A 23,835-nucleotide genomic window follows, 5' to 3' on the forward strand; every position below is an offset into this window, starting at 1 on the left:
TTCAATCGCCCTCGCCGCAAACCACGGTTTGGTTACATGCGGAACACGCCGAACTGGGTCTCTTGCGGCTCCTTGTGGCTGGCTGCCGCCAGGCACAGACCGAGTACCCGGCGGGTATCCGCCGGGTCGATAACACCGTCATCCCACAGGCGCGCGGAGGCGTAATAGGGGTGCCCCTGGTGCTCGTAGTTATCCACAATCGGCTGTTTAAACTGGCGCTCTTCCTCATCACTCCAGGATTCGCCGCGCGCAGCCTTCTGGTCGCGCTTCACCTGCGCCAATACGCCGGCAGCCTGCTCGCCGCCCATTACCGAGATGCGTGCGTTAGGCCACATAAACAGGAAGTTGGGATCGTAGGCGCGGCCACACATTCCGTAGTTACCGGCGCCGAAGGAGCCGCCGATCAGGATGGTGATTTTGGGCACCTTGGCGGTGGCTACAGCGGTCACCATCTTGGCGCCGTGTTTGGCGATGCCGCCAGCTTCGTACTGCTTGCCCACCATAAAGCCGGTGATGTTTTGCAGGAATACCAGCGGAATCTTGCGCTGGGCACACAGCTCAATAAAGTGCGCGCCCTTTTGCGCACTCTCCGCAAACAGGATGCCATTGTTGGCAACAATGCCTACCGGGTAGCCCTGGATACGGGCAAAACCAGTGACCAGGGTGGTGCCGTACAGCGCTTTGAATTCATCGAACTCAGAGCCGTCCACAACCCGTGCGATAACCTCGCGCACATCGTATGGTTGGCGCGAGTCCTTAGGCACTACGCCGTAAATATCTTCCGGTGGATACATCGGCTCCACCGGCTTTTGAATATCCAGGCCCGGATTTTTGATACGGTTCAAACGAGCTACTGAGCGGCGCGCCAACTGCAGGGCGTGTACATCGTTATTGGCGTAGTGGTCGGAAACCCCGGAGGTGCGACAGTGCACTTCGGCACCACCGAGCTCCTCGGCGGAAACCTCTTCACCGGTGGCCGCTTTTACCAGGGGCGGACCCGCCAGGAAGATGGTGGCCTGTTCCTTCACCATAATGGATTCATCTGCCATCGCCGGTACATAGGCACCGCCGGCCGTGCAGCTGCCCATCACTACTGCGATCTGCGGAATATTCTGTGCAGACAGGTTAGCCTGGTTGAAGAAAATACGGCCGAAGTGTTCCCGGTCTGGGAAAACATCATCCTGGCGCGGCAGGTTGGCGCCACCGGAATCCACCAGGTAAATACAGGGCAGGTTATTCTGTTCGGCAACAGTCTGCGCGCGCAGGTGTTTTTTTACCGTGAGCGGATAGTAGGTACCGCCTTTTACCGTGGCATCGTTGGCAACGATCACACAGGGCTGGCCGGAAACAGTACCAATGCCAGTAATAATACCGGCAGCGGGAACCTCTTCACCGTAAACCTCGTGAGCGGCCAGCTGGGAAAATTCCAGGAACGGACTGCCCGGATCGAGCAGCGCATCGATGCGGTCCCGTGGTAATAACTTGCCACGCGCCAGGTGTTTTTCCCGCGCGCGCTCACCACCGCCCTGGGCGATGGCTTCCACTTTTTCACGCAGGTCTGCCACCAGCGCCTGCATCTGCTCGCGGTTTTCGCCAAAAGCGGCATCGCGGGTATTTATTTTGCTCTGCAACTGATTCATAAAATCTGATTCACTTTCCCGGAGAAAAGACCTCCACAGGGCGCGGCTGATACCGCAGGGCCCGACTGGAGACAGCTGCCACCGGCAAGCGCCGGCGGCGAGGAGAAATGCCCAGCCTTAGCGGGTCTCTTTAAACAGCTCGCGACCAATCAACATACGGCGCACTTCTGAAGTGCCCGCGCCGATTTCGTAGAGCTTCGCATCGCGCAACAGGCGGCCGGTGGCGTACTCGTTGATGTAGCCATTACCGCCCAGTGTCTGGATAGCCTGCAGGGCCATCTGCGTTGCGCGCTCAGCAGTAAACAGGATTACCGCGGCGGCGTCCTTGCGCGAATCCTCACCGCGGTCACACGCCCGAGCCACCGCGTAGAGATAGGAGCGGCTGGCATTCAGGTCGGCGTACATATCCGCAATCTTGCCCTGCATCAGTTGAAATTCACCAATGGCCTTGCCGAATTGCTTGCGCTCGTGGATATAGGGCACAACCACATCCAGGCACGCCTGCATAATGCCCACCGGGCCACCGGAGAGAATGGTTCGCTCGTAGTCGAGGCCACTCATCAATACGCGCACGCCGCCGTTCAATTCACCGAGGATATTTTCTTCTGGCACTTCGCAGTCTTCGAACACCAGTTCACAGGTGTTGGAACCGCGCATACCCAGCTTGTTGAGTTTTTGCGCCTGGGTGAATCCGGCGAAACCGCGCTCGACGATAAAGGCGGTGATACCACCGGAGCTGATGCCCGGCTCGGTGCGCGCGTAGATTACATAGGTATTGGCATCGGGACCGTTGGTGATCCACATTTTATTGCCGTTCAAGATAAAGCGATCACCGCGCTTTTCGGCACGCAGCTGCAGGCTCACTACGTCGGAACCGGAATTGGGTTCACTCATGGCCAGCGCACCTACATGCTCACCGGAACACAGCTTGGGCAGGTATTTGAGCTTCTGCTCGCGGGTACCGTTCTTGTGAATCTGGTTAACACACAGGTTGGAGTGGGCACCGTAGGAGAGCCCCACAGAGGCCGAGGCGCGGGAGATCTCTTCCATCGCCACGGCGTGGGCCAGGTAACCCATATTAGAGCCACCGAACTCCTCTTCCACGGTCATGCCCAGCAGGCCCAGCTCGCCGAACTTTTTCCACATATCGGCCGGAAACAGGTTGTCTTCATCAATCTGCGCCGCGCGCGGGGCCAGTTCGGCTTGGCAGAACTTGTACACCATGTCACGGAGCATATCGATGTCTTCACCGAGGCCGAAATTCAGGGTTGGGTAGGAGGTATTCATAGTGACTCCACTTAAAATGAAAGGGATTTAATTCAACTAGCTGCGCTGTGCCTGTGCATTACTGCAGAAGGTCTTTAGTGTATTTAAGGGCCATCGGCCACTCACACAGCGCTCGCCGAAATATTTACCGTTATTGTTTAGGGGGTTTCGTCTTCGCGACTTTTCAACAGGGCCGTTTGCGCGCGGACCTCGACTTCCTCTAATTCCCCCATCAGGCTCTCGATATCCCGCAGCTGCTGCTGCAACTGCGCACGCTTTTGTGCGATGCGCTCCAGCAGACGCTCTAATTGCTCCACATTACCGTGAGCCGGATCGTACATATCGATAATTTCGCGGCTCTCATCCAGGGAGAAGCCGAGCCGCTTGCCGCGCAGGATCAGTTTCAGGCGCACCCGCTCCTCGGGGCTGTAAACGCGGGTCTGGCCGCGCCGCTCCGGTTTGAGCAGCCCCTTGTCCTCATAGAAACGGATGGTACGGGTGGTGATATCAAACTCCCGCGCCAACTCCGAAATACTGTAACTATGGGGCTCTACGATGCTGGCTTTGGCTTTCATAAGTACTTCCTCGAGACACAGCAAAGCCTAACAAGAGTTTACGTTAACGTAAACGTAAAGCACGCATCAAAAAATAACTGCGGAGGGCTAATAAGTCATTAACTCTCCGCAGTGTAGAAGTGGGCTGTCAGGCGCCCAGCAGCTGCTGCAACTGGTTGTCGAGCAACTTTTGATAGGAGGGGGTCAGACCCGTGACCTCCAGAGCCCAACCGGCGCCATGGTGCTCAATCCGCCCAGCCAGGGAGGTGTCTTCCAGCAGTTCCGGGTGCAAGAACAACCCGCGTGATTGGTTCAACAATTGCTCGGCGGAAAAATCTGGGGCACTCGGCTCACAGGGTGCCACCGCCAGGGCCAGCTTCAGACCGGTGGCGCGACTCACACTTTGCATCTCCCGCAACAGCAGACCACAGCAAACTGCGCGAAACGCTGCATCGGTACCGGAGAATCCCAGGCCGATCTGCGGCCCGGCACAACTCAGCGGATGAGCTCCGTAAATGCGCCGCAGTAACTGCATACGCCCATCCAATTCCCGCTGTATTCCTTCGAGCGCACTGCGGCTCAGTTGATTGGTCAGCTGGGCCCAATTCAGGGGGCGCAGATAAAGACCTATGCTTTCACCTTTTTCCACCGGCAGATCCTGCGAAGGCCGCGACTCTTCGGCTGGCAGGCTTCGGGAAGAGGAAAGCCCACCCGCCAGCAGTGCCGCTACCGCGCTAAACGGCAGGGCGAACACCAGGATCAACAGCAGGCTGGCCCAGGGAAAGGTTACATCCGCTCCGGGTACCAGAGTCACGGTGACATTGCCGGCGATACTGTCGTGCAGCACTACCGGCACGCTAATCGTTTCGCCATTTTGCAGGTCGCCAACTTCCGCCAAACTATTCGATTCAACATCTTCAATGGCGATACCACTGACAGCGGGTAGCTCCAGCAGCTGTCGGGCCAGAAGCTGCATACTGATACGATCGGCGGCGACAATACGCTCAAGGCTCTGCCCAGCGAGAAAACTGGCCGCCGCCTGCGCTGAGGCCCGGTCTTTATCCACAGCGTCGGCATGCCGCTGCCCATAGTAGTGCGCCAGGGCGGCAGTACAGAATATGGCCAGGGTCAACCAAATTGTGACAGCCAGCAGGCGCTGGCGGGCACGCTTGGATAGAAGCGCAAGCTGCTGCGGCAATCTGCGCAGTAGAGAAATTATCGATACAGACATAAAACGGCTGAAATACCTTGCCTTGTTTATTATTACCTTGCGACTCAACAAGCCATCCCGACCTGTTAAGTCGTCGCCCATAAAAACACTGGCGCAGGTGCGTAGACCTGCAGGTGTGTTTTGGGCTCGCGATGGCCCGCGGCCGCGGCGCTATATTAATCCTTACACAGGTCTATTAATGCACCCTGTAATTTCCTGTGCCGTTTGTGGATCTGACAACAAAATAGTTCCATAGCAATGTTCAATCTTCAGCAAATAAAGAGGTCTTGCCTTTCGGCGGCGATTTTAACGAAGATTTCCGCTAGCGCTATAATGCGTCGCTTATCGAATACTATTGCGGAGTTGCGCCATGGGCGACAAAACGAAAGCACACGAATTTCACCTGCCCCTGGCAAAAATTACCCAGTCAGCGCTGAACTGCCCTGTGCGTTACCTCACTTTCCACAACGACCATGCGCGACTGGGTCTTGAATACAGCGGCGCCACTCCATTCTCAGACACCTTTCATTGTGACCTGAACTTACCAAGCTCAAAGCCTTTAATGGTGCAGTCCCCCTGGTGCCTGACTCTTCTGAGCCCTGCCGCCAGCCTGGATCAGCTACAGCGCTTAATACATTTTTGCGCCGAGCAAAATTGGTGTATCGATACTATCGATACACTTTCCTATCGACGTGAATGCACGGTAATCCGCTTCCAGTTCAGCGCGGAATTGGAGTTTTCCCCGGCGCGCTTTGCCTGTTTGCAACTGGCCGAGGAAATAGGAGTCGATTTGGTTTTACAGGAGGGCCCCAGCCAGCGGGTACCGGCGCTTGCGGGCTTCGATATGGACTCCACTTTGATCGATGCCGAGGTCATCGACGAACTCGCCAAGATCACCGGAATTGGCGAGCAAGTGGTCGCCATCACCGAGGCCGCCATGCGCGGCGAGCTGGACTTCCGCGACAGCTTCAAAAAACGTATGGCCCTACTCAAAGGTTTTTCCGAACAGCGCCTGGCAGAAATCGCTCAACAGCTGCCGTTGAAGGAAGGGGCACAAGAACTGTTGCACTGCCTGCGCGAGCTGGGCTGTAAAACGGTGATCCTATCCGGTGGTTTTACGTACTTTGCCAATTTCCTGCAGCGAGAACGTCTAGCCGTAGACTGGGTTCACGCCAATCAACTGGAGTTTGCCGAGGGCGCACTCACCGGTGAGGTCATAGAACCCATCGTCGACGGAATCCGCAAGCGGCTGTTGCTGGCAGAAACGGCAAAAGAGATGGGGTTATCACTGCAACAAGTGGTCGCTATCGGGGATGGGGCCAACGATATCCCCATGCTGAACCTGGGTGCCCTGGGTATCGCCATTCACCCGAAACCCAAAGTACGCCTGGAGGCGCCACAGTCCATCACCCGGTTCGGGCTCGACGCCGCGCTTTACCTGTTTGGTCTCAATGACCAGCAAATTGCCAAGTTGGGGCAACCGTAACAGCGCACCAGGAAAAGACGTCAGATGATTGCATGGGGAAAGGGGAAAGAGCGCGGCTTGCTGTTATCCGAACAGGCGCTGGGCTCATATCCACAACTCACGGCGCAAAAACTAAGCACAACCAATAATAAAATCCGCCTGTACATAGGTACCTCCCTTTGCCTAATTGGAATTTTATTCGAACCGCAGGTTACGCAAAGGGTTCCGGTTTGAATAGTGGCTTAATGATTTTTATGCCAGAAAATTGACGTAAAAACTCTCTTTTTGTACCGATTTGCTCAATTTTGCTACACAGCGTATTACACGAACTTTTTGTCATGCCCTGCACCTATTACATGGTGCTCTACAGATATTTAACCAAGACGGGTCCCTCCCCACTCAAGGAGTGGCAAAGGGGGACTAGAAGAAGAATAAAGTGAAGGGCTAAAGTGGCAAATAGTGCGTTCGCCCGCGCCTGTAAGGCGAGTCGCAATTTCGGCACAGAGTGCCGAAATTGCTGAAAGAGCTGGGAATGATTCAGCTCTCTTTTTTACCGTAGATTACCAGGCTGTTCACTTTGACTGTCAGCGGATGGTAGCCCACTTTGGCTCGCTCAAAAATACGCGCGGCCACATCTTTCTTACCCGTCTCAACCATATTGCGATAGAGCGGGCGTAGGAACTTATTGCGACCAATACTGGTGAGGAAATTCTCCAGGCGCTCGAAGGCAGGCTCGTAATCATTGCGCACCGCAATCATCAACCAGCTAAACGCCACCTCGTTATTACGGGATTCGGTCAGGCCAAAGCTGCGGTCCAGTTCTTTCAACTGCGCTTCGCTCAGTTTCTCCGGCATACCATCGAGGAAGTACTTCCACTGGTGGAAAGTCCAGCCTTTGGTGTCGATATCTTTGGCCGCCAGCTTACCGTCCAACCACTGCTGACGCACCGGGTCAAGCTTAGTGAAGGCATCGGATTGCGGGTGCGGCGCGCCTTCGGGGATACCCGGCTCGAAGATCCACTGATGAATACGCTCGCGATCCAGCTTGTCACCGTGCTCTACCAGCAGCGTCTCGTCGAGGTACTTCACGAAGTCCTCAGTGGTGATGCTCTGGAAGGAGAAGTGGTTGAAGTACTCCATCAGGAAGCGGTCGAATGCCTTGCGGCCCACTTTCTGTTCCAGCTCATACAGGAACAGAGAGCCTTTCTCGTAGGGGATATTGGAGAACACTTCATCGGGATCACGGCCGCGCAGGTCGATAGCCATAATCTCGTCGCGGGGCTCTTTATCGGCCAGATCCGCCTGTAGGTCGTCGAAACCCAGCGCCATTTCCATCTGGTAGCGCTCATCACCGTAAACAAACTGCATGATGCGGTTGGTCAGGTAGGTGGTGAAGCCTTCGTTCAACCACAGGTCGCGCCAGCTGGCATTGGTCACCAGGTTGCCGGACCAGGAGTGCGCCAGTTCGTGGGCAATCAAAGCCACCAGGCTCTTGTCGCCGGCGATCACGGTCGGAGTGATAAAGCTCAGGCGCGGGTTTTCCATACCGCCGAAGGGGAAGCTCGGTGGCAGGATGAGCAGGTCGTAACGATCCCAGTGGTAGGGGCCGTAGGCCTTTTCGGTTACTTCCAGCATGGATTCGGTATCGGCAAACTCCGCCGCTGCAGATTCCAGCATGGAGGGCTCGGCGTAGACACCGGTGCGCTCCCCCATAGGCTTGAACTGCAGGTCACCCACCGCCAGGGCGATCAGGTAGGAGGGGATACGCTGGGGCATCTCGAACTCGTAGACGCCATCTTTGGTCGCCTGCGGGTCGTTATTCGCACTCATCACCGCGCGCAGTTCTTTCGGTGTGTGAACGGTGGCGTTATAGGTGATACGAACTTTGGGGGAATCCTGCAGCGGGATAAAGCTGCGCGCATGGATCGCCTGGGCCTGGGTAAACAGGAACGGGTGCTTCTTGCCGGCAGTCTGTTGTGGCTCCAGCCACTGCACACCGGAAGCGCCCGGGGCTGTGCGATAGCGGATAGTGATGCTCTCGGCATCTTCTGGCAGCTCAACGTTCAGCGGAGTACCCAGGTGACCGTCTTTCTCGCCCATGGAGAACTTCACCGGCGCGCCATTGGCGGAAACGGAAACCACTTTCAACTCGCGGGTATCCAGCACCATTGGCAGGTTCTTATCGTTGAGGCGCTTGAAGTCCAGCTTCGCTTCGCCCTCGAGAACCTTGCGTGAAAAGTCCACGGTCAGGTCCAGATCCAGGTGCTGGACCTGGTAATCATTGCTGTTGGCAAAAGAGTGGTAGTCCACACCGGACTGCGGTGCCTTGTCAGCGGTGGTTTTCTTTTCCATCACCGCGGCCGCTTTTACCGGAGTGCTTGCACTATCGGCTTCAGATTTGGACGGTTCTGTCTTGGAACAACCGGCGACTACGGCGAGGCCGCCGACAATCAGGCTGGTGCACAGTAAACGGGGCAACATGGGTCAACTCCCTAGGTTCAACTTTTCAATTTGCGCCACAGGATACCCGAGAGCGCGCGGATGCGGAACGACGGGGGTTCAGATCCCCGCTCCGGGCCGAACTCAAGTTGCGCCTATTCACAACTAAAACCTCAAAACATACTTTTAAGAAAGGCGTAAGTAGACTCATTTCTCAACTTTACCCCTAACGGACGAATTTGCTGACTAAACCGCACCGAGAGCGAAAATTTCTGCGGCAATTAACAAAGCCTTCACTTTCTGAATCCAGACTGCGGGTCCTCTACAACATACCGATAAGGAGAACCCCATGTCCCTGTCCCGGAGGCGATTCCTACAATTTTCCGGTGCCGGCCTGGCATCCCTGCCACTGCTAAAAGCCTATGGCGCCGGCTTACAGCCTTTCCAACACGGCGTTGCCAGCGGCGATCCATTGAGCGATCGGGTAATTCTGTGGACCCGTATCACCCCCTCCGACGACCCCAGCTTTCAGTCCATAGTGCCCTACACTTGGCAGATCGCCCTGGACCCGGAAATGGGCATGGTGGTAAACAGCGGCAGCGGTGTCACCGGCCCCGAGGTGGACTACACCATCAAGGTGGACGCCGCCAGCCTGCAAGCGGGCACCACCTACTACTACCGCTTTTATTCCAACGGCATAGATTCCCCCATCGGCCGCACCCGCACACTACCCACCGGCCATGTGGACCGCCTGCGCTTTGCGGTCACCAGCTGCTCCAACTATCCCATGGGCTACTTCAATGTGTACCGGGAGATCGCCCTGCGCGCCGACCTGGATGTCGTGCTGCACCTGGGGGATTACATCTACGAGTACGGTCCCGGTGGTTTCGGCACCGGAACCGGTCTGGGGCGCGAGCCTATTCCCGCCAAAGAAATGGTGGATATCCAGGACTACCGCCTGCGCTACGCCCAATACCGTACCGACCCGGACCTGCAGGAGGTCCACCGCCAGCATCCGTTTATCTGTGTGTGGGACGACCATGAAACCACCAACAATGCCTGGGCCGGGGGCGCGGAAAACCACGATCCACAGGAGGGCGAAGGCGACTGGAGTGTGCGTCGCACCGTAGCCAATCGGGCCTACTTCGAGTGGATGCCAATCCGCGATAACGGCCTTCTTGATCTCTTCGGCGACAGGGCTATCTACCGCAGCTTTCGTTTCGGCAATCTGATGGACCTGATGATGCTGGATACCCGCATCGCCGCCCGCGACGAGCAGGCCAATTGGTTTGACCAGAAGACCGCCGATAACCCCGAGCGCAGTATTCTCGGCGCACAGCAAGAGCAGTGGCTACACAGCGGGCTCAGCCGATCCCAATCTGATGGTGTGCGCTGGCGGGTACTGGGCCAGCAGGTGATGATGGCCCAGCTGACCCTGGCCAAAGATCTGTCTGTAAATATGGATCAATGGGATGGCTACACCGCCTCCCGCAAGCGCCTGTTCGAGCACATCAGCAACAACAATATCGATAATTTTGTCGTGCTCACCGGGGATATCCACAGCTCCTGGGCCTGGGACCTGGCCAGCAACCCGTTCAGTATTCTCGAATACGGACGCCTCACCGGTCGCGGTGCCTTGGGCGGTGAATTTGTAACCCCCGGCGTCACCTCCAGTTTCCTGGATAAATCCCACCTGACCGATGTGGCCGCTATCGCCATGGACGGGCTGATTCCACACCTGAAGTGGGTTAATGTCACCCAGCGCGGCTACCTACTGATGGACGTCTCCCACTCTCGCACCAAGGCCCACTGGTACCATGTAGACACCGTCACCAGTAAGAATTACAACGCCAATCTAGCGCGGATTTACAAGCAAAAGGCTGGCGAAAACCATGTACAGCGCGCCTGGAGCGAGAGCACCGGTCCCGCCCTGGTACCGGCACCGGCACCGGGTTACGCCACCCTGGCGCGTAATGCCATCGCCGCCCTGCGCAGCCGCTACAGCGTTTAAGCGCAAAAAAAACGCGCGGTCCCAGCGAGCTGCGCGTTTTTTTCGGCCTTAAACTGAAAAGGCCCTTCTCAATCCAGGCTAAAGTCGAAACTCATCTCCTCCGCCGGAGCCTGCACATAATATCCCTGGATATAATCTGTACCGGTCTGCCACAGGGTGGGCAGCATGCTGGCCTGCTCAATATGCGGCACAATCACCTTAGTCTCCGCCTCGCCCAGACGCTGCACCAGACCCGCTAATGTTTCGCTGCTCTCGCCCTCATCCTGCACTTCGCGCACAAACGACGGGTCTATTTTAGCGATGTCCACCTTTACATGTTCCAGTGCTTTGAAGGGGTTCAGGCCGGTGCCGAAGTGGCACACGGACACCTGGCAGCCGAGCTGCTGTACCTGGATGGTGAAGTCACGCGCGGCGTGGAGGTTACTGGTGATATCTTCCTGGCGCAGCTGGAAAATCACCGAGCCGGGCACCAACTTGGCCGCTTTAAAGGCCACACCCAACCAGGCCGGCAAACTGTTGTCGAGCAATGAAGCGGTGGTGAGATGCAACAGCAGCGACACTTCCTTGCCCTCAGCCCGGGCGGCTGCGGCAGCCTTGATCGCGGTGAGGATCACCCAGCGATCCATCTTTGCGGACAGCCCCGCATCACCGAGTTCCTGTAGGAAGGCCAGTGGTGCCAGTTCCTCTTTTTCGTCGAGCATACGCACCAAGACTTCGTACATCTGCTCACCGGTACCCTGCAGACTCAAAATCGGCTGATACAGCAGTTTGAGATTGCCGGCCTCCAGGGCCTGTACCACTCGGGCGCGATGATAGGTGCCGGCATCGGCACTGTTTTCCGTATCCGGTTCATACAGGGCAAAAGCGCCACCCCGACCATCTTCGCCGAGCGCCTGTTTATGGGCGATCTGCGCCTGCTCCAATACCTGCTGAGCACCACTGGAGGCCTCGCTCAACAGGGAGATCCCGATCGAGGCGGTCACCTGTTGGGTCTTACCGGCAGCATCGAAGATCGTATCGGCAATTCTCTTGAGCATATCTTTGGCGCGCAGCTCGATACTGTCAGGAGTAGTGTCGGGACTCAGCAGGCAAAAACTGTCGTCGCTGTAACGCGCCAGGGTATCGCCACTGCGCTGGCAACCCTGCAACAATTCGGCCATGGCTTTTTGCAATACGTCAGCACCGGCTACCCCCACAGTCTTTTGCACTTCCTCACCGAAACGGTCCACCTGAATAAACATTAGGCCGCCGGTGCGGCGGGATTCCGCGGAAGACTTAATGGTGGAATCCAGCAATTGCAGGAAGTGCTGGCGGTTGAACAGACCGGTGAGAGAATCGCGGTTTTTGATATCGCTGAGCTGCGCCTCCAGTTGCTCGGTGTCACCGCGGCGAGTGGCAATACGCACCTGTAAGCAGCGTTCATCATCATAGTTGGTACTGAGTACCTCGGCGCGGGTGGGGAGTGGATCGCCACTGAGAGTTCTGGCAGTGAACCGCCACTCCTTAGCCTCCACTTCGTTATTGTCAATGGCGCAGCGCTTGAGGAATTCCCGCGCCCCTCCCTGCTCATTTTCCGCGAGCATATCAATCAGCGGTTGGTACTCGACTTCTTCGCCGCTTTCAAAGCCGAAGCGCTCAGCAAAGGAGTCGTTGGCATACACCAACAGGCCATCAGACACATAGGCGATGGCGTCTTTAGAGCTGTCGAGCAATTCCTTGGCGCGTTTGAGTGTCGCGTGATAGCGGCGGTCGTGTATCCGCGCCTGGCGGCGGTTGTCGAGCGCAGTCATTTCTCGCTGAATCACCAGCAACAAGTGCTGGTCCTCATCCACTGTCACCACATCCCGTGCCCCCTGCTTTAACCCCTCCACCACGGGCTGGGAGCCTCGACGCTCACTCAGAAGGATCACCGGCACATCTTTTTGCAGTTTGCTGATAGTGCGCAAGGCCACTGCCGGGGGAACTTGGGTACTGCTCTCTGCGGCAATCACCAGATCCCAGGTTTTGTCTTGTAGCAAGCGGGTAAAAACCGCTTCACTGGCAACATGCTTGGCGCGGTTGGGTCTGCCGGCATTGTGCAGCATGCTTACCAGGCGCTGCGCCTCTGAGGGCGTATCGTGAATCAGGAGGAGTCTGATAGTGTCGTTGCTATTCATTATTTGCTCTATTTATTCAGGGCGGCGCACCGCAACCGCGTGCGGTAAGTTTAGGGGGCCCCTGTGGTGGCATACAAGAGCACATCTGAATGGTACACGTGAATCAAGTCACACAAATCTGCCTGCCACAAAAATGCGCCCTAAATTATTTCTATGCGAATGAGTCATCACTTATCGAGCCGATAAGATCTTTCAAATGGTGGACATTACCGAGCCCAAAAGCGCGGCGGACACTATATAGATAGACCCAGCCGCGCATTTAGCCCAGATCAATTCGACGCCCATTTTGTTTGAGTAGGCCCGCTTTTTATTTATCGAGACGCGATGCGTTAGTGCAATTTTCTAGCGGAGATTTGGAGGCGACACCCGGCACTTCGCGCACGAGCTTTGGCACCAAGTAACCCGGCATACGCTGGCGCAGCTGCGCAATCAGCTGCAGAGCCTCGCTATCGTCCACCTCAAAGTGTGCCGCTCCATTGATCCTATCCAACTGATGTAAGTAATAGGGCAATACCCCCGCATCGAAGAGAGTTTCACTCAATACTTCCAGAGCACTGCAGCTATCGTTTACTCCGCGCAGCAACACCGCCTGATTGAGCAGAGTCACACCGGCATCGCGCAATCGCACCAGGCCCGCACGTACCTCTTTATCAATTTCATTGGCGTGATTGCAATGCAACACCAGCACCGGTTTCAGCCGCGACTGGCTAAACCAGGACAGCAATTCATCGGTAATACGGCTCGGTGCCACTATGGGTACGCGACTGTGAATACGCAGTGTATTTAGGTGTGGCACCTGTGCCAGCTCACCGGCGAGCCAGCCGAGCTGGCGATCGCCGAGTACCAGGGGATCGCCACCGCTCAATATCACTTCACGCAACTCGGTGCGCGCGCGCACATAATCCAGTGCCATCGACCACTGCTGTCGGTTTAAATGATTATCGCCGTAGGGGAATTCACGGCGGAAACAATAGCGACAATTAACCGCGCATTGCCCTGCGGTAATGAACAACAAGCGGCCGTGGTATTTGTGTACGACTCCCGGCAGCGGGTTGGCCTCAGCTTCCTGTAGGGGGTCGGCACTAAAACCAGGTACTGCCTCCAGCTCCGCGGCACCGGGCAATACTTGTAGCAATAGTGGATCATTGGGATCGGCGGAGCGCATGCGCCGAATAAATGGGCGCGGTACCCGAAGGACAAACTTCTCACTCGCGCGCAACGCCCAGGGCAGTTGGGCCCGATCGAGCTGTAATAATTGAATCAACTCTTCGGGATCTGTAACCAGGTCTGAAAGTTCATCCTGCCAGCGGCGGGTTTCGCGGATATCGATCAGTTCGCTGTCGACGGCTGGAGATTTCGCCATAGGAATACGCACAGAAAGGAGTAACACAAAAACGAGAAAGCGTCATTGTACCAGAAGCCGATCCGGACAAAGGCAGTCCCTGCGCAATGTATCGCGTTCCAATGGGACAGTCCTCCGAAACCGTATGGTCACCCCGTCTCGCAAACCAATAAACATCGACTGTTCAGGCCCCCAGCACCACTTTCTACATCAGCACACCCAAACTGGGGGCATAGTGCCTATATTCCTCTCGTCGTATTTATTCAACTTTGTCACAGAAACAACAAAAAAAAATCGACAATTAAATATCCGCCAAACCGCACAAAATACCAGCAGATGCTATCTGAAACTTTATTGTGCATACGCGCGCCATAGCCTAAAGGCGAAGTGGAAACTTCGGTGCAAACCTGAGTGAAAATATCCTTCAGAGGAAAAACAACACACTTAGTAAAAAATAAACCATCAGTATAAAAATATTACTTTCAGTACCAATTTCCTTAGGAAATTCTTCACAATCTCCCCATTCACAACAGGGTTAATACGATGTTAATTTAACCAAAGACAAGGCGATAACAACTTTGTCTTATTTGAATTCAGTGCACTCGAATTTCAATAAAAAATGGGAATCTCCCCCGCCCAATAAAAAATGGAATTATAAAAAGGAAAAATTCGATGGAAATGCAGCTCGAATTACTTGAGGCCAATAAAGATTTACTGATTGAGCAGACTCGCGCTCATCCATTCCTCAAGCGCTGCCGCGATGGCTCCATAACCATGGAAGAACTGAAAATTTTCCTGGTCCAACAGGGAATTTACAGCCGCTATTTTGTGCGCTATCTGTGTGCAATGATGGCAAATCTCCCCAGCAATAAAGAAGTGCATGAACTGGCAGAAAACCTGATGGAAGAACTGGGCCTGGAACCAGACAGCCCTAAACCCCACGCAGAAATTTACCGCGAGATGCTCGAACACTTTGACCTTAGCCTGGAAAATGCAGAAATTCTGCCGGGCACTCAACACCTGGTCGACACCATGTTCCAACACTGCCGCGACCTCCGCGCAAGCTCCGGCCTGGGCGCACTTTGCCTGGGTGCCGAGGCACTGGTGCCGGATCTGTACAGCGATATCGTAGCCGGCTTCCGCGCCTGCGGCGTTGCCGATGAACAGCTGACTTTCTTCCTGTTGCACATCGAGTGTGATGACGGCCACGCGGAAACTATCCGCGATATTATGGTAGAGATCGGCAGTAAAGACGCTTCGCAACTGGATGTGATGCTCGGTGCCGGGCGCCGCTTGGTTCAGGCCCGCCAACAGTTTTTCGATTCCATCGAAACGGCCTACCGCACCTCGCGCCAATCACACCCCCAAGCCATACCCGCCTAAACCGCTTGTGCCCAGCCTACTAAGCGGGCTGGGCACAACATAGACCAGTATTTGCAACAGCGAAGTATCCACACCTGTTGTACGAGAAATTTAAAAACTGAATGGGCTTTTTTAGCGGCCGCTGCACGTCGAGCCACAATCGCTAAAAACCCAGTGCCGTAAGCGTTGGAGTTAACTATGGCTGAAACACTATCAATGAATAAAGGCGAGCTGATTGAGCGCGCCAGCGAATCCATGAAGCAGCACCTGGGTGTGCCCGAATGGTCCCTGCGCGAAAAGCTCGCGCTGACCTGCCGCATTCTTTTTGCCCATGGTCACGACTCCGGCCTGGCCGGGCAGATTACTGCCCGGGCGGAAACACCCGGTAACTATTACACCCAGCGTTTGGGTCTGGGTTTTGACGAAATCACCGCGTCAAATCTATTGGAAGTCAACCAGGACCTGGAGGTTCTCTCCGGCGACGGCATGGCCAATCCCGCCAACCGCTTCCACACCTGGATTTACCGCGCGCGCCCGGATGTGAAGTGCATCGTACACACTCATCCGATCCATATTTCCGCACTGTCCATGCTGGAGCGCCCGCTAAAAATCTCCCACATGGACGCCTGCATGCTCTACGACGATATCGCTTTCCTCAAGGAGTGGCCCGGTGTGCCGGTCGGGAATAGCGAGGGAGAAATTATCGCTGAGACGATCGGCGATAAGCGCGCGATCCTGCTCGCGCATCACGGCCTGATCATCGCCTGTCGCTCGGTGGAAGAGGCCTGCTCTATGGCCCTGCAATGCGAGCGCGCCGCCCAGCTGCAAATACTGGCAGAATCTGCCGGGACCATTCAGGACATCGCCCCGGAACTCGGCCGTGAAGCCCACGACTGGATCTTGCAGGAAAAGCGCAGCCAGGCCACTTTCGCCTATTATGCTAGGCGCCTGCTGCGGGACATTGACAAGTCCAATGACACTCCCCTCAGCTGATACGCTATACACAGAGGTTCGCCAGCCCGCAGTGTCTGCGCTTCGCGGGCTGCAACCGCGCCGTGGCAAACACACAGTGAAATCCTCCGCAGCCAGGCAATACCGCGATACAAATGCTGTGTAGATTCGTTCAAGCCGCCACCCTCCTGTATAATCCCGCCCCAACATTTCAGGGCCGCCGCTAAAGTCTCTGCGCCGCGGCCGGACGAGTCGCCTGCAGCTACCTTTTTTGCCGGGAGCGAACAGGAATCCCAGGGGTGGAGCGGGCCGTGGCCGGTTTTTACACAATGGAAAAACTCGTTAAATATCAAAGAGATAAATGACTTAAAAGGGCTCTAATTGCTATGGCTAATTACTCCACCAACGAATTCAAGGGCGGCCTCAAGGTAATGCTCGATGGCGACCCCTGCTCTATTGTGGAAAACGAGTTCGTCAAACCTGGCAAGGGCCAGGCTTTCAGCCGAGTAAAACTGCGCAACTTGAAAACCGGCCGCGTATGGGAACGCACCTTCCGTTCCGGTGAGAGCCTGGAATCCGCGGACGTAATGGACCGCGAGATGGAATATCTCTACAACGACGGAGAGTTCTTCCACTTTATGGAGCCCGAAACTTTCGAGCAGCACCAGGCCAGCACTAGCGCGGTGGGCGACGCGGCCAAGTGGTTGAAAGAACAGGACGTTTGCACCGTCACCCTGTACAACGGTGCCCCACTGGCGGTAACCCCACCCAACCACGTCATCCTGGAAATCACCGACACCGATCCGGGCCTGCGCGGCGACACCGCCCAGGGCGGCACCAAACCCGCCACCCTGGCAACCGGCGCCGTGGTAAAAGTCCCGCTGTTCCTCGAGATCGGTGAGACCGTCAAGGTGGACACCCGCACCGGTGAATATCTGGGCCGCGCCAAAGAAGACTGAGTTTTCCCACCCCCTGTGGGCGGCCACCCGGCCGCCCACTGTCCGAGCCAATTCCATGACCGCTGATTCCTGGCGCCCCGTCGCCACCCTTGCAGCCCTGCGCCAACGCGCCGCGCTACTGGCGGAAATTCGCCAGTTTTTTGCCCAGCGCCAGGTTCTCGAAACCGAAGTGCCAGTAATCTCTCGCCGCGCCACCAGCGACCCCCATATCGAGTCCATTACGACCCAGTGCGTCGGTACCGCAGCCTACATGGCCACCAGCCCAGAATTTGCCCTGAAGCGTCTCCTGGCCGCCGGTATCGGCGACTGCTATTACCTGGGCAAAGCATTTCGCCAAGGAGAGGCCGGCCGCCGCCACAACCCAGAGTTCACCATGCTGGAATGGTATCGTTGCGGCTGGGATGATCGACGCCTGATGGATGAAGTGGCGGACCTGCTCTGCCAAATATTGGGTAGGCATCAGGTGCAGTCATTGAGCTACCGGGAGCTATTTCAGCGCGAGTTGCAACTGGACCCACACAGTGCCAGTGACCAAGCCCTGGCAAGCTGTGTCGAGCGGGAAATGGACCTGGCTTTTGCGCCCAATGATCGCAGTGAGTGCCTGGACCTCCTAATGAGCCACCGCCTGGAACGGGCCATGGGTGCGGGTATTACCCTGCTATATGACTTTCCCGCGAATCAAGCCGCACTCGCCAAGGTGATCCCAGATAAGAGCGGCACCCTGGTGGCACGGCGTTTCGAAGCCTATGTAGGAGGGCTGGAGCTGGCTAACGGCTACTGGGAACTGACCGACAGCGCGGAACAGATGCGTCGCTTCGAGGCGGATCAAGCCTACCGCAAAAAGAATGGTAGCGCTGTCCATCCATTTGAAGAGCGCTTGGTGATGGCGCTGCAGGCGGGCATGCCGGAGTGTGCCGGCGTCGCCCTGGGGGTAGATCGTTTATTGATGCTGGCCGGCGGCTATAAAAGCATTGAGGATGTCATCGCTTTTCCCCTTGAGCGCGCGTAATCAGATTCGCTCGATGAGGGCTCAAGGCGTGAAAAGATAGCGCGCCACTTCACCGACGGCAAAGAAACCGCAATCCAACGGCAGCTGCTGGCGCTCTGCCGGCACCAGCGCAACCAGGCTGCGGTGATGGCTGGCCTGAGCCTGCTCAAGCAGGTGGCGAAATAACCTGCGCCCAATACCCCGCCCCCGGTAGTCTTGCAGAGTGGTCAGGTCATAGAGGCCCAAAGCATCGGCAGAGGCAAATAAACAACCAGCCGCTACGGGTACACCTTCCAATCGCGCCAAAAAAAATCTGAGCCGCGCGCGCCGCTGCTCGGGAATCGCCGCAAGCGCGATATAGAATTTTTGTAGCTCGGCAGCCTCCTGCGCACTGCTACATTCTGCCGCCAGTACTTCCCCGTAGGTGGCCAGCTCCTCTTTTTTGACCCCCGATACCTCCAATTCATCTCCTGTCAGATCCCCCTCGGAAGGTGCGGCGCCCTGCACAGCAAGGCGCTGTACTTCTGCAGCCATGGCAACCTGGGACTGCTTGCGCTGCAATCCCAGCTGCGCCAGGGCGTCGTCATCGAGGGGCTTTGAGGCACTGTGCCAGAGGGTGAAGGGGCTATGGCGTTCGGCAAAATAATCCAGGGCAAATCGCTGCAGTATGCGCGGCAACATTACCGTATTGGAAACCGCCTGATTGAGCCGGCTAGTCAGCAATCCGGTATCACTGCGAACGATACCAGTGATCTCCTTCGTGTGATTGGGATTGAGTAAGCCCGCACAGTAACTGGCGTGGGCCTCAAGATTGCGGCAGACGAGATTTTTGGCGCTGAGACTGTATTTCATGGGTACAAGGATAGTTCCATTTATCCATTGCCCTGGGGGGCGAAAAACCCCGCAGCCGGCGGGGTTGTAGTCGCTACTTTTCCACTTGCGAAAGCGCGCACTGATCCATAGACATGGCCGGCTGGGCACAGGTCGCCGGACCCACCACCTTAGCCGGCACACCGGCCACCAGGGTTTTTTCCGGCACCGACTTTAACACGACACTACCAGAAGCCACCTGGGCACACTCCCCCACTTCGATATTGCCCAGCACCTTACTGCCTGCGCCGATCAAAACCCCACAGCGGATCTTCGGGTGGCGGTCGCCGCTCTCCTTACCGGTACCGCCAAGGGTTACCGATTGCATGATGGACACGTTGTCCTCTACCACTGCAGTCTCACCAATAACAATACCGGTGGCGTGGTCGAGTAAAATACCCTCGCCCACTTTTGCCGCCGGGTGGATATCCAGGCTGAACACCACCGACACCCGGTGCTGTAAAAACATAGCCAGAGAACGGCGCTGTTGTTTCCACAGCCAGTGGGCTACCCGGTGTACCTGCAAGGCGTGGAATCCCTTGAAATACAGAAAGGGCTCGTGCAGCGACTTACAGGCCGAATCACGCAGGTAAGTGGCATTCAGATCCGCACGCGCAGCGTGGCCAATGCACGGATCTGCCGCCAACGCCTCATCAATCACTTCGCGGATCAACAGCGCCGGTGCCACCGCATTGTCCAGTTTATTGGCCAGATGGAAGCTGAGAGCCGCCTCCAGAGAACTGTGATTGAGAATGGTCGCGTGCAGGAAGCTGGCCAGAATTGGTTCTCGCTCAACCTGTTGCGTCACCTCGATGCGAATTCTCTCCCACAGTAAATCCGTATTTGTCTCGGCGCACGAAGCGCCCACGGTGGACTTTTCCATATCAAACCGCTCCCAGTGTCAGAGGGGGTTCCAGCAGCGCCGATTGCTGCTCGCGCAATGCCAGTATATGTTCCGCCCAGTAACGGGGGGTATTAAACCAGGGAAATGCCTGGGGGAAAGCCGGGTCTTGCCAGCGCCTTGCCAGCCAGGCTGCGTGGTGCATCTGGCGCAGGCAGCGCAGCGGCTCCACCAACTGTAACTGCTGTGGATCAAAACGATAGAAGGTTTCATAACCTTCCAACACCGCCTCCAGGTAGGCGGTCTGCTCCGCGCGATTGCCGGAAATCAGCATCCAGATATCCTGAATTGCCGGGCCCATCAGGCAATCGTCCAAATCCACAAACCAGGGAGTATCGTCACGCCAGAGGAAATTACCGCTGTGACAATCCCCGTGCAGCCTGAGCATATCCCATTGCCGCTCAAACAATGGCGCGACCTGTTCAATAATATGCCCGGTCACAGAAGCGTAGGCCTCGCGATTCTCTCTCGGCAGAAAATCGCCACCGAGAATAAATTCGCGGCTGTCGATCGCGAAATGCTGAAGCGTTAGGGTCGGGCGGTGGGTAAAAGGTTTGGCGCTGCCAATCGCGTGAATACGCCCTAGCATGGTACCCACCTGCCCCAGGTGCTCGAAATTATCCAGCTCCAGCTGGCGTCCACCGCGGCGTGGGAACAGGGCGAAACGAAAGCCGGCCGATTCCATTAATGTGCGGCCATCGAATGCCAGCGGCGCCACCACCGGAACCTCCGCTTCGGCCATTTCCAGAGTGAAGCGGTGCTCCTCCAAAATCTGCTCATCGCTCCAGCGACCCGGGCGATAAAACTTCGCGATCAATGGCTCGGCACCCTCGATGCCCACCTGATAAACCCGATTTTCGTAGCTATTCAAGGGAAATATACGCGCGTCGGAAAGGAGCCCGCTGCTCTCGACACAGTCAATTACCACGTCCGGCGTGAGGGCTTCGTAGGGATGGTGGCTCTGAGTCATAGCGGGTACCAACTGAATATCGGTTGGCTATGCTAACGCGCTGGCAGGGGCGGGGACAAACACAGAATAGCCGCACTGACCCGCCACATGGATCGGCTAGAGCGGCAAACCTTATGCCCAGCGGCGCCGGCATCCTATGCAGGTCACCCAAGAGGAGGCTTTAGCCGCTACTTCCGCGGTGTTGTCGCAGCATCCGGACCACTTGGTCGCGGCCAAAGACCTCGGCAAAGTCCTCCGCCGAATGTCCGGCCTTGTTGGCCATCTCCGGATCACAGTCCTGCTTCAGCAGAGTTCGGGCGAGGGAAAATTCGCCACGAAAAATAGCCGCCATCAACGCCGTATTGCCACGGCGGTCCTGCGCACAGGCGTCGGCACCCTTTTGTAAGAGGTAGTTCACCGCACCCGCATTGCCGTTATACGCCGCGATCATCAGGGCTGTATAGCCTTTAGGGTTGCGCAAATCCAAGGGAAAACCCGCTTCGGAAAATTCACGCAGTACCTCGGTATCACCCACTCGCGCGGCAGCGAAATAATACTGGGCGAGCTCGGCAACGTCGGAGTCCCGTTCTCCCGGCTCCCCTGCCTGAACAACGGCGCTGAGCAAGAGTAGCGCGTACACTAGGAATCTCATGATTTCACCTGTACAGGTAATGCGGGAGGCCCGAGCCCCCCGCAGATTGGTTCAACCTACCGAGCCAGCTTTTTCACTCGTCCAAGGTCTCCGCCCACCGCTTTGGTCAGGCGCTGGCCGTACTCTTTATCGGCCTGGTAGAAGTAGCTCAACATAAGGTGCTGAGTATTGCTGTCGCGCACTTTACCCAGGTCACCGGCTAGGTTTTCTACCAGGTTCTGGCGCTCTTCTGGACTCAGGCTGCGGTAGAAAACACCCGCCTGGGCAAATGGCAATGTCTTCTCAATCGCTTTCTGCTGGGTACTGCCTGTTAACGGCTTACGGCTGTAAAGACCTTTAGGGTCTTCATTGCGCGCATCAATACGGCTCGGTTGGTAGTTCACATCCGAAGTCTGTTGGCCGTAATTACCCCCACCATCCTGGTTCCAGTTGCTTACCGCTACACGGGGTCGGTTGATTGGCAATTGCTGGTGGTTGGCTCCCAAGCGATACATCTGTGTATCGGAGTAGGAGAACACACGGCCCTGCAACAAGCGATCTTCCGACGGTTCAATACCGGGAACGAGATTCGCCGGAGCAAATGCAGATTGCTCGGTTTCCTGGAAGAAGTTCGTAGGCACGCGATTCAGAGTCATGGTGCCGACTTGGGTTTCCTTCACATCTAGCCACATTTTTGTAGCGTCTAGAGGATTGTAATTAAAGCGGCTCAGCTGAGAGGGCTTCAGGACTTTAATAAATAAATCCCATTTGGGGTAATCGCCCTTCTCAATCGCCGCATACATATCTCGGGTCGCGTGACTAAAATCTCGGCTTTGAATTTCCGCCGCTTGTTCCGCAGTCAGGTTCTTAATTCCCTGGCGGGTTTTCCAGTGAAACTTCACATAGCTCACTTCACCCTTGTCATTAACAAATTTATACGCGTGCACTCCCCAGCCATCCATCTGGCGTAAATTAGCCGGTGTGCCGTAATCGGAGTAGACCCAGCTCAGCATATGTGAGGCTTCCGGCACATGGCTGAAGAAGTCAAAGAAACGATTGGGGTCCTGCTGGTTAGTGACCGGGGATGGTTTCAGTGAGTGAACCATATCCGGGAATTTAATCGCATCGCGGATAAAAAATACCGGCAGATTGTTGCCGACCAGATCCCAGTTACCTTCTTCAGTGTAAAATTTTGTAGCAAATCCACGCGGATCGCGCAGAGTTTCCGGTGAGCCTTTGGAGTGAATGACGGTGGAAAAGCGCACAAAAACCGGCGTCTTGGAGCCCCGTTCAAAAACAGCGGCGCGGGTTAAATCACTAAGGTCCGCCGTCGCCACAAATTCACCATGAACCCCTGTACCACGTGCATGCACTACCCGCTCGGGTATACGCTCACGGGCAAAGCGTTGTAATTTTTGGATAAGATGTACGTCCTGCAAGAGGTTTCCACCATTTTCTCCCGCGGTTTGCGCATTTTGGTTATCGCCTACCAGCGCACCGTTGTCGCGGGTCAGAGTCTCTGCATTGGCACCGCCTATCAGGCCGATAGTTAATGCAAATAAAGGAAGGTATTTCATTGGTAAGTTTGCCCCTACAACTATTTCTATCACAGAGGCAGAGCTTATAGACGAGCGTAATAATAGAGAAATTAGACCTTGTTATCGCTCTTATAGCGGGGATCAATCAATTGCTTTGAAAAAGAAAAATTCTCTCACGTTTCCCCAGGCTTTTTAAAACTATGTTTAGGCATAAGATACCAAAGCACACCGGCCACCAAGTAAAGGGCCGGGATATCTCCCACCAGGTTGGTGCGCTCAGTGTGGTCGTAGAGAGCCTGCAGTAACATAATTGTGGCGTGCACCAGGCTAGACCACACAGTAAACCAGATCAAACTGGCGTTGGCGGCGGGATTTTTTGCCGCGCGAATCAGGAAGACCCCCAGGGTAGCGTAGATCCCCAGGATCATTTGCTCATACTCCGGCTGTCGTGGCGTCCACCCCCAACCCGAAGGCCATACCCACATCATCATTGGGTAAATGGCAATAATAAATATCAGCCCGACGATAACCAGGGCGATGGGTAGGTATTTGGCGCGGGCGATATCATCCATGGTGCTCTCACTGATCGAACAGGGGCCGGTT

General features: G+C 56.0%; 19 protein-coding genes. 6 read left to right on the forward strand and 13 right to left on the reverse strand.

The window, feature by feature from the left end; all coding sequences use genetic code 11:
• Positions 1–32: 32 nt before the first annotated feature.
• From ACCI51_RS10790 to ACCI51_RS10805, 4 genes are all read right to left on the reverse strand, one after another.
• On the reverse strand, positions 33–1,640 hold the full coding sequence (locus ACCI51_RS10790; RefSeq protein WP_299582274.1) for a carboxyl transferase domain-containing protein: 1,608 nt from the start codon (positions 1,638–1,640) through the stop codon (positions 33–35).
• A 117-nt stretch (positions 1,641–1,757) separates the two neighbouring features.
• A complete protein-coding gene (locus tag ACCI51_RS10795; protein ID WP_371843559.1) occupies positions 1,758–2,927 on the reverse strand; it encodes an isovaleryl-CoA dehydrogenase in 1,170 nt (389 codons plus the stop codon).
• 137 nt (positions 2,928–3,064) lie between these two features.
• Positions 3,065–3,481 (reverse strand): MerR family transcriptional regulator, encoded by a 417-nt coding sequence (locus ACCI51_RS10800; RefSeq protein WP_299582269.1) that lies wholly within the window; start codon positions 3,479–3,481, stop codon positions 3,065–3,067.
• 127 nt (positions 3,482–3,608) lie between these two features.
• Positions 3,609–4,691 (reverse strand): hypothetical protein, encoded by a 1,083-nt coding sequence (locus ACCI51_RS10805; protein WP_299582267.1) that lies wholly within the window; start codon positions 4,689–4,691, stop codon positions 3,609–3,611.
• A 349-nt stretch (positions 4,692–5,040) separates the two neighbouring features.
• Here ACCI51_RS10805 and serB point away from each other — a divergent pair, with 349 nt between their 5' ends.
• Complete coding sequence (gene serB / locus ACCI51_RS10810) at positions 5,041–6,156, forward strand: phosphoserine phosphatase SerB (protein ID WP_371843560.1); 1,116 nt, start codon at positions 5,041–5,043, stop codon at positions 6,154–6,156.
• Positions 6,157–6,672: 516 nt separating this feature from the next.
• On the opposite strand, the gene ACCI51_RS10815 is transcribed toward serB, so the two are convergent.
• Positions 6,673–8,616 carry a M1 family metallopeptidase gene (locus tag ACCI51_RS10815; RefSeq protein WP_371843561.1) on the reverse strand — a complete coding sequence of 648 codons (1,944 nt, stop codon included), beginning with the start codon at positions 8,614–8,616 and terminating at the stop codon, positions 6,673–6,675.
• 307 nt (positions 8,617–8,923) lie between these two features.
• Between ACCI51_RS10815 and ACCI51_RS10820 the strand changes: the two genes are divergently transcribed.
• Complete coding sequence (locus ACCI51_RS10820) at positions 8,924–10,585, forward strand: alkaline phosphatase D family protein (RefSeq protein WP_371843562.1); 1,662 nt, start codon at positions 8,924–8,926, stop codon at positions 10,583–10,585.
• A 68-nt stretch (positions 10,586–10,653) separates the two neighbouring features.
• On the opposite strand, the gene ACCI51_RS10825 is transcribed toward ACCI51_RS10820, so the two are convergent.
• Positions 10,654–12,741 carry an EAL domain-containing response regulator gene (locus ACCI51_RS10825; protein WP_371843563.1) on the reverse strand — a complete coding sequence of 696 codons (2,088 nt, stop codon included), beginning with the start codon at positions 12,739–12,741 and terminating at the stop codon, positions 10,654–10,656.
• A 307-nt stretch (positions 12,742–13,048) separates the two neighbouring features.
• Positions 13,049–14,104 (reverse strand): EF-P beta-lysylation protein EpmB, encoded by a 1,056-nt coding sequence (gene epmB / locus ACCI51_RS10830; protein WP_371843564.1) that lies wholly within the window; start codon positions 14,102–14,104, stop codon positions 13,049–13,051.
• 651 nt (positions 14,105–14,755) lie between these two features.
• On the opposite strand from epmB, the gene ACCI51_RS10835 reads away from it, so the two are divergent.
• The 4 genes from ACCI51_RS10835 to epmA all read left to right on the forward strand — a co-directional run bounded on the left by ACCI51_RS10835 (position 14,756) and on the right by epmA (position 18,364).
• Complete coding sequence (locus tag ACCI51_RS10835; RefSeq protein WP_371843565.1) at positions 14,756–15,466, forward strand: TenA family transcriptional regulator; 711 nt, start codon at positions 14,756–14,758, stop codon at positions 15,464–15,466.
• A 177-nt stretch (positions 15,467–15,643) separates the two neighbouring features.
• Positions 15,644–16,438 (forward strand): aldolase, encoded by a 795-nt coding sequence (locus ACCI51_RS10840; RefSeq protein WP_299582252.1) that lies wholly within the window; start codon positions 15,644–15,646, stop codon positions 16,436–16,438.
• 344 nt (positions 16,439–16,782) lie between these two features.
• A complete protein-coding gene (gene efp / locus ACCI51_RS10845; protein WP_299582249.1) occupies positions 16,783–17,355 on the forward strand; it encodes an elongation factor P in 573 nt (190 codons plus the stop codon).
• A complete protein-coding gene (gene epmA / locus ACCI51_RS10850; RefSeq protein WP_371843566.1) occupies positions 17,324–18,364 on the forward strand; it encodes an EF-P lysine aminoacylase EpmA in 1,041 nt (346 codons plus the stop codon). Before efp ends, epmA begins: the two co-directional genes overlap by 32 nt.
• A gap of 21 nt (positions 18,365–18,385) precedes the next feature.
• Here epmA and ACCI51_RS10855 read toward each other — a convergent pair whose 3' ends face one another.
• The 6 genes from ACCI51_RS10855 to ACCI51_RS10880 form a co-directional block, all read right to left on the reverse strand.
• Positions 18,386–19,195 carry a GNAT family N-acetyltransferase gene (locus ACCI51_RS10855; RefSeq protein ID WP_371843567.1) on the reverse strand — a complete coding sequence of 270 codons (810 nt, stop codon included), beginning with the start codon at positions 19,193–19,195 and terminating at the stop codon, positions 18,386–18,388.
• A 73-nt stretch (positions 19,196–19,268) separates the two neighbouring features.
• Positions 19,269–20,096, reverse strand: a complete 828-nt coding sequence (gene cysE / locus ACCI51_RS10860; RefSeq protein ID WP_299582240.1) for a serine O-acetyltransferase — start codon at positions 20,094–20,096, stop codon at positions 19,269–19,271.
• Between the two features lies 1 nt (position 20,097).
• Positions 20,098–21,084: a serine/threonine protein kinase gene (locus ACCI51_RS10865; protein WP_299582237.1), complete on the reverse strand. Its 987-nt coding sequence runs from the start codon at positions 21,082–21,084 to the stop codon at positions 20,098–20,100.
• 160 nt (positions 21,085–21,244) lie between these two features.
• Positions 21,245–21,715 (reverse strand): ankyrin repeat domain-containing protein, encoded by a 471-nt coding sequence (locus ACCI51_RS10870; RefSeq protein ID WP_371843568.1) that lies wholly within the window; start codon positions 21,713–21,715, stop codon positions 21,245–21,247.
• Positions 21,716–21,771: 56 nt separating this feature from the next.
• Positions 21,772–23,271 carry a catalase gene (locus ACCI51_RS10875; RefSeq protein WP_371843569.1) on the reverse strand — a complete coding sequence of 500 codons (1,500 nt, stop codon included), beginning with the start codon at positions 23,269–23,271 and terminating at the stop codon, positions 21,772–21,774.
• Positions 23,272–23,405: 134 nt separating this feature from the next.
• A complete protein-coding gene (locus ACCI51_RS10880; protein WP_299582228.1) occupies positions 23,406–23,804 on the reverse strand; it encodes a DUF6632 domain-containing protein in 399 nt (132 codons plus the stop codon).
• Between the last annotated feature and the right edge of the window lie 31 nt (positions 23,805–23,835).

The organism is Microbulbifer echini (assembly GCF_041447225.1).
GTDB lineage: Bacteria > Pseudomonadota > Gammaproteobacteria > Pseudomonadales > Cellvibrionaceae > Microbulbifer > Microbulbifer echini.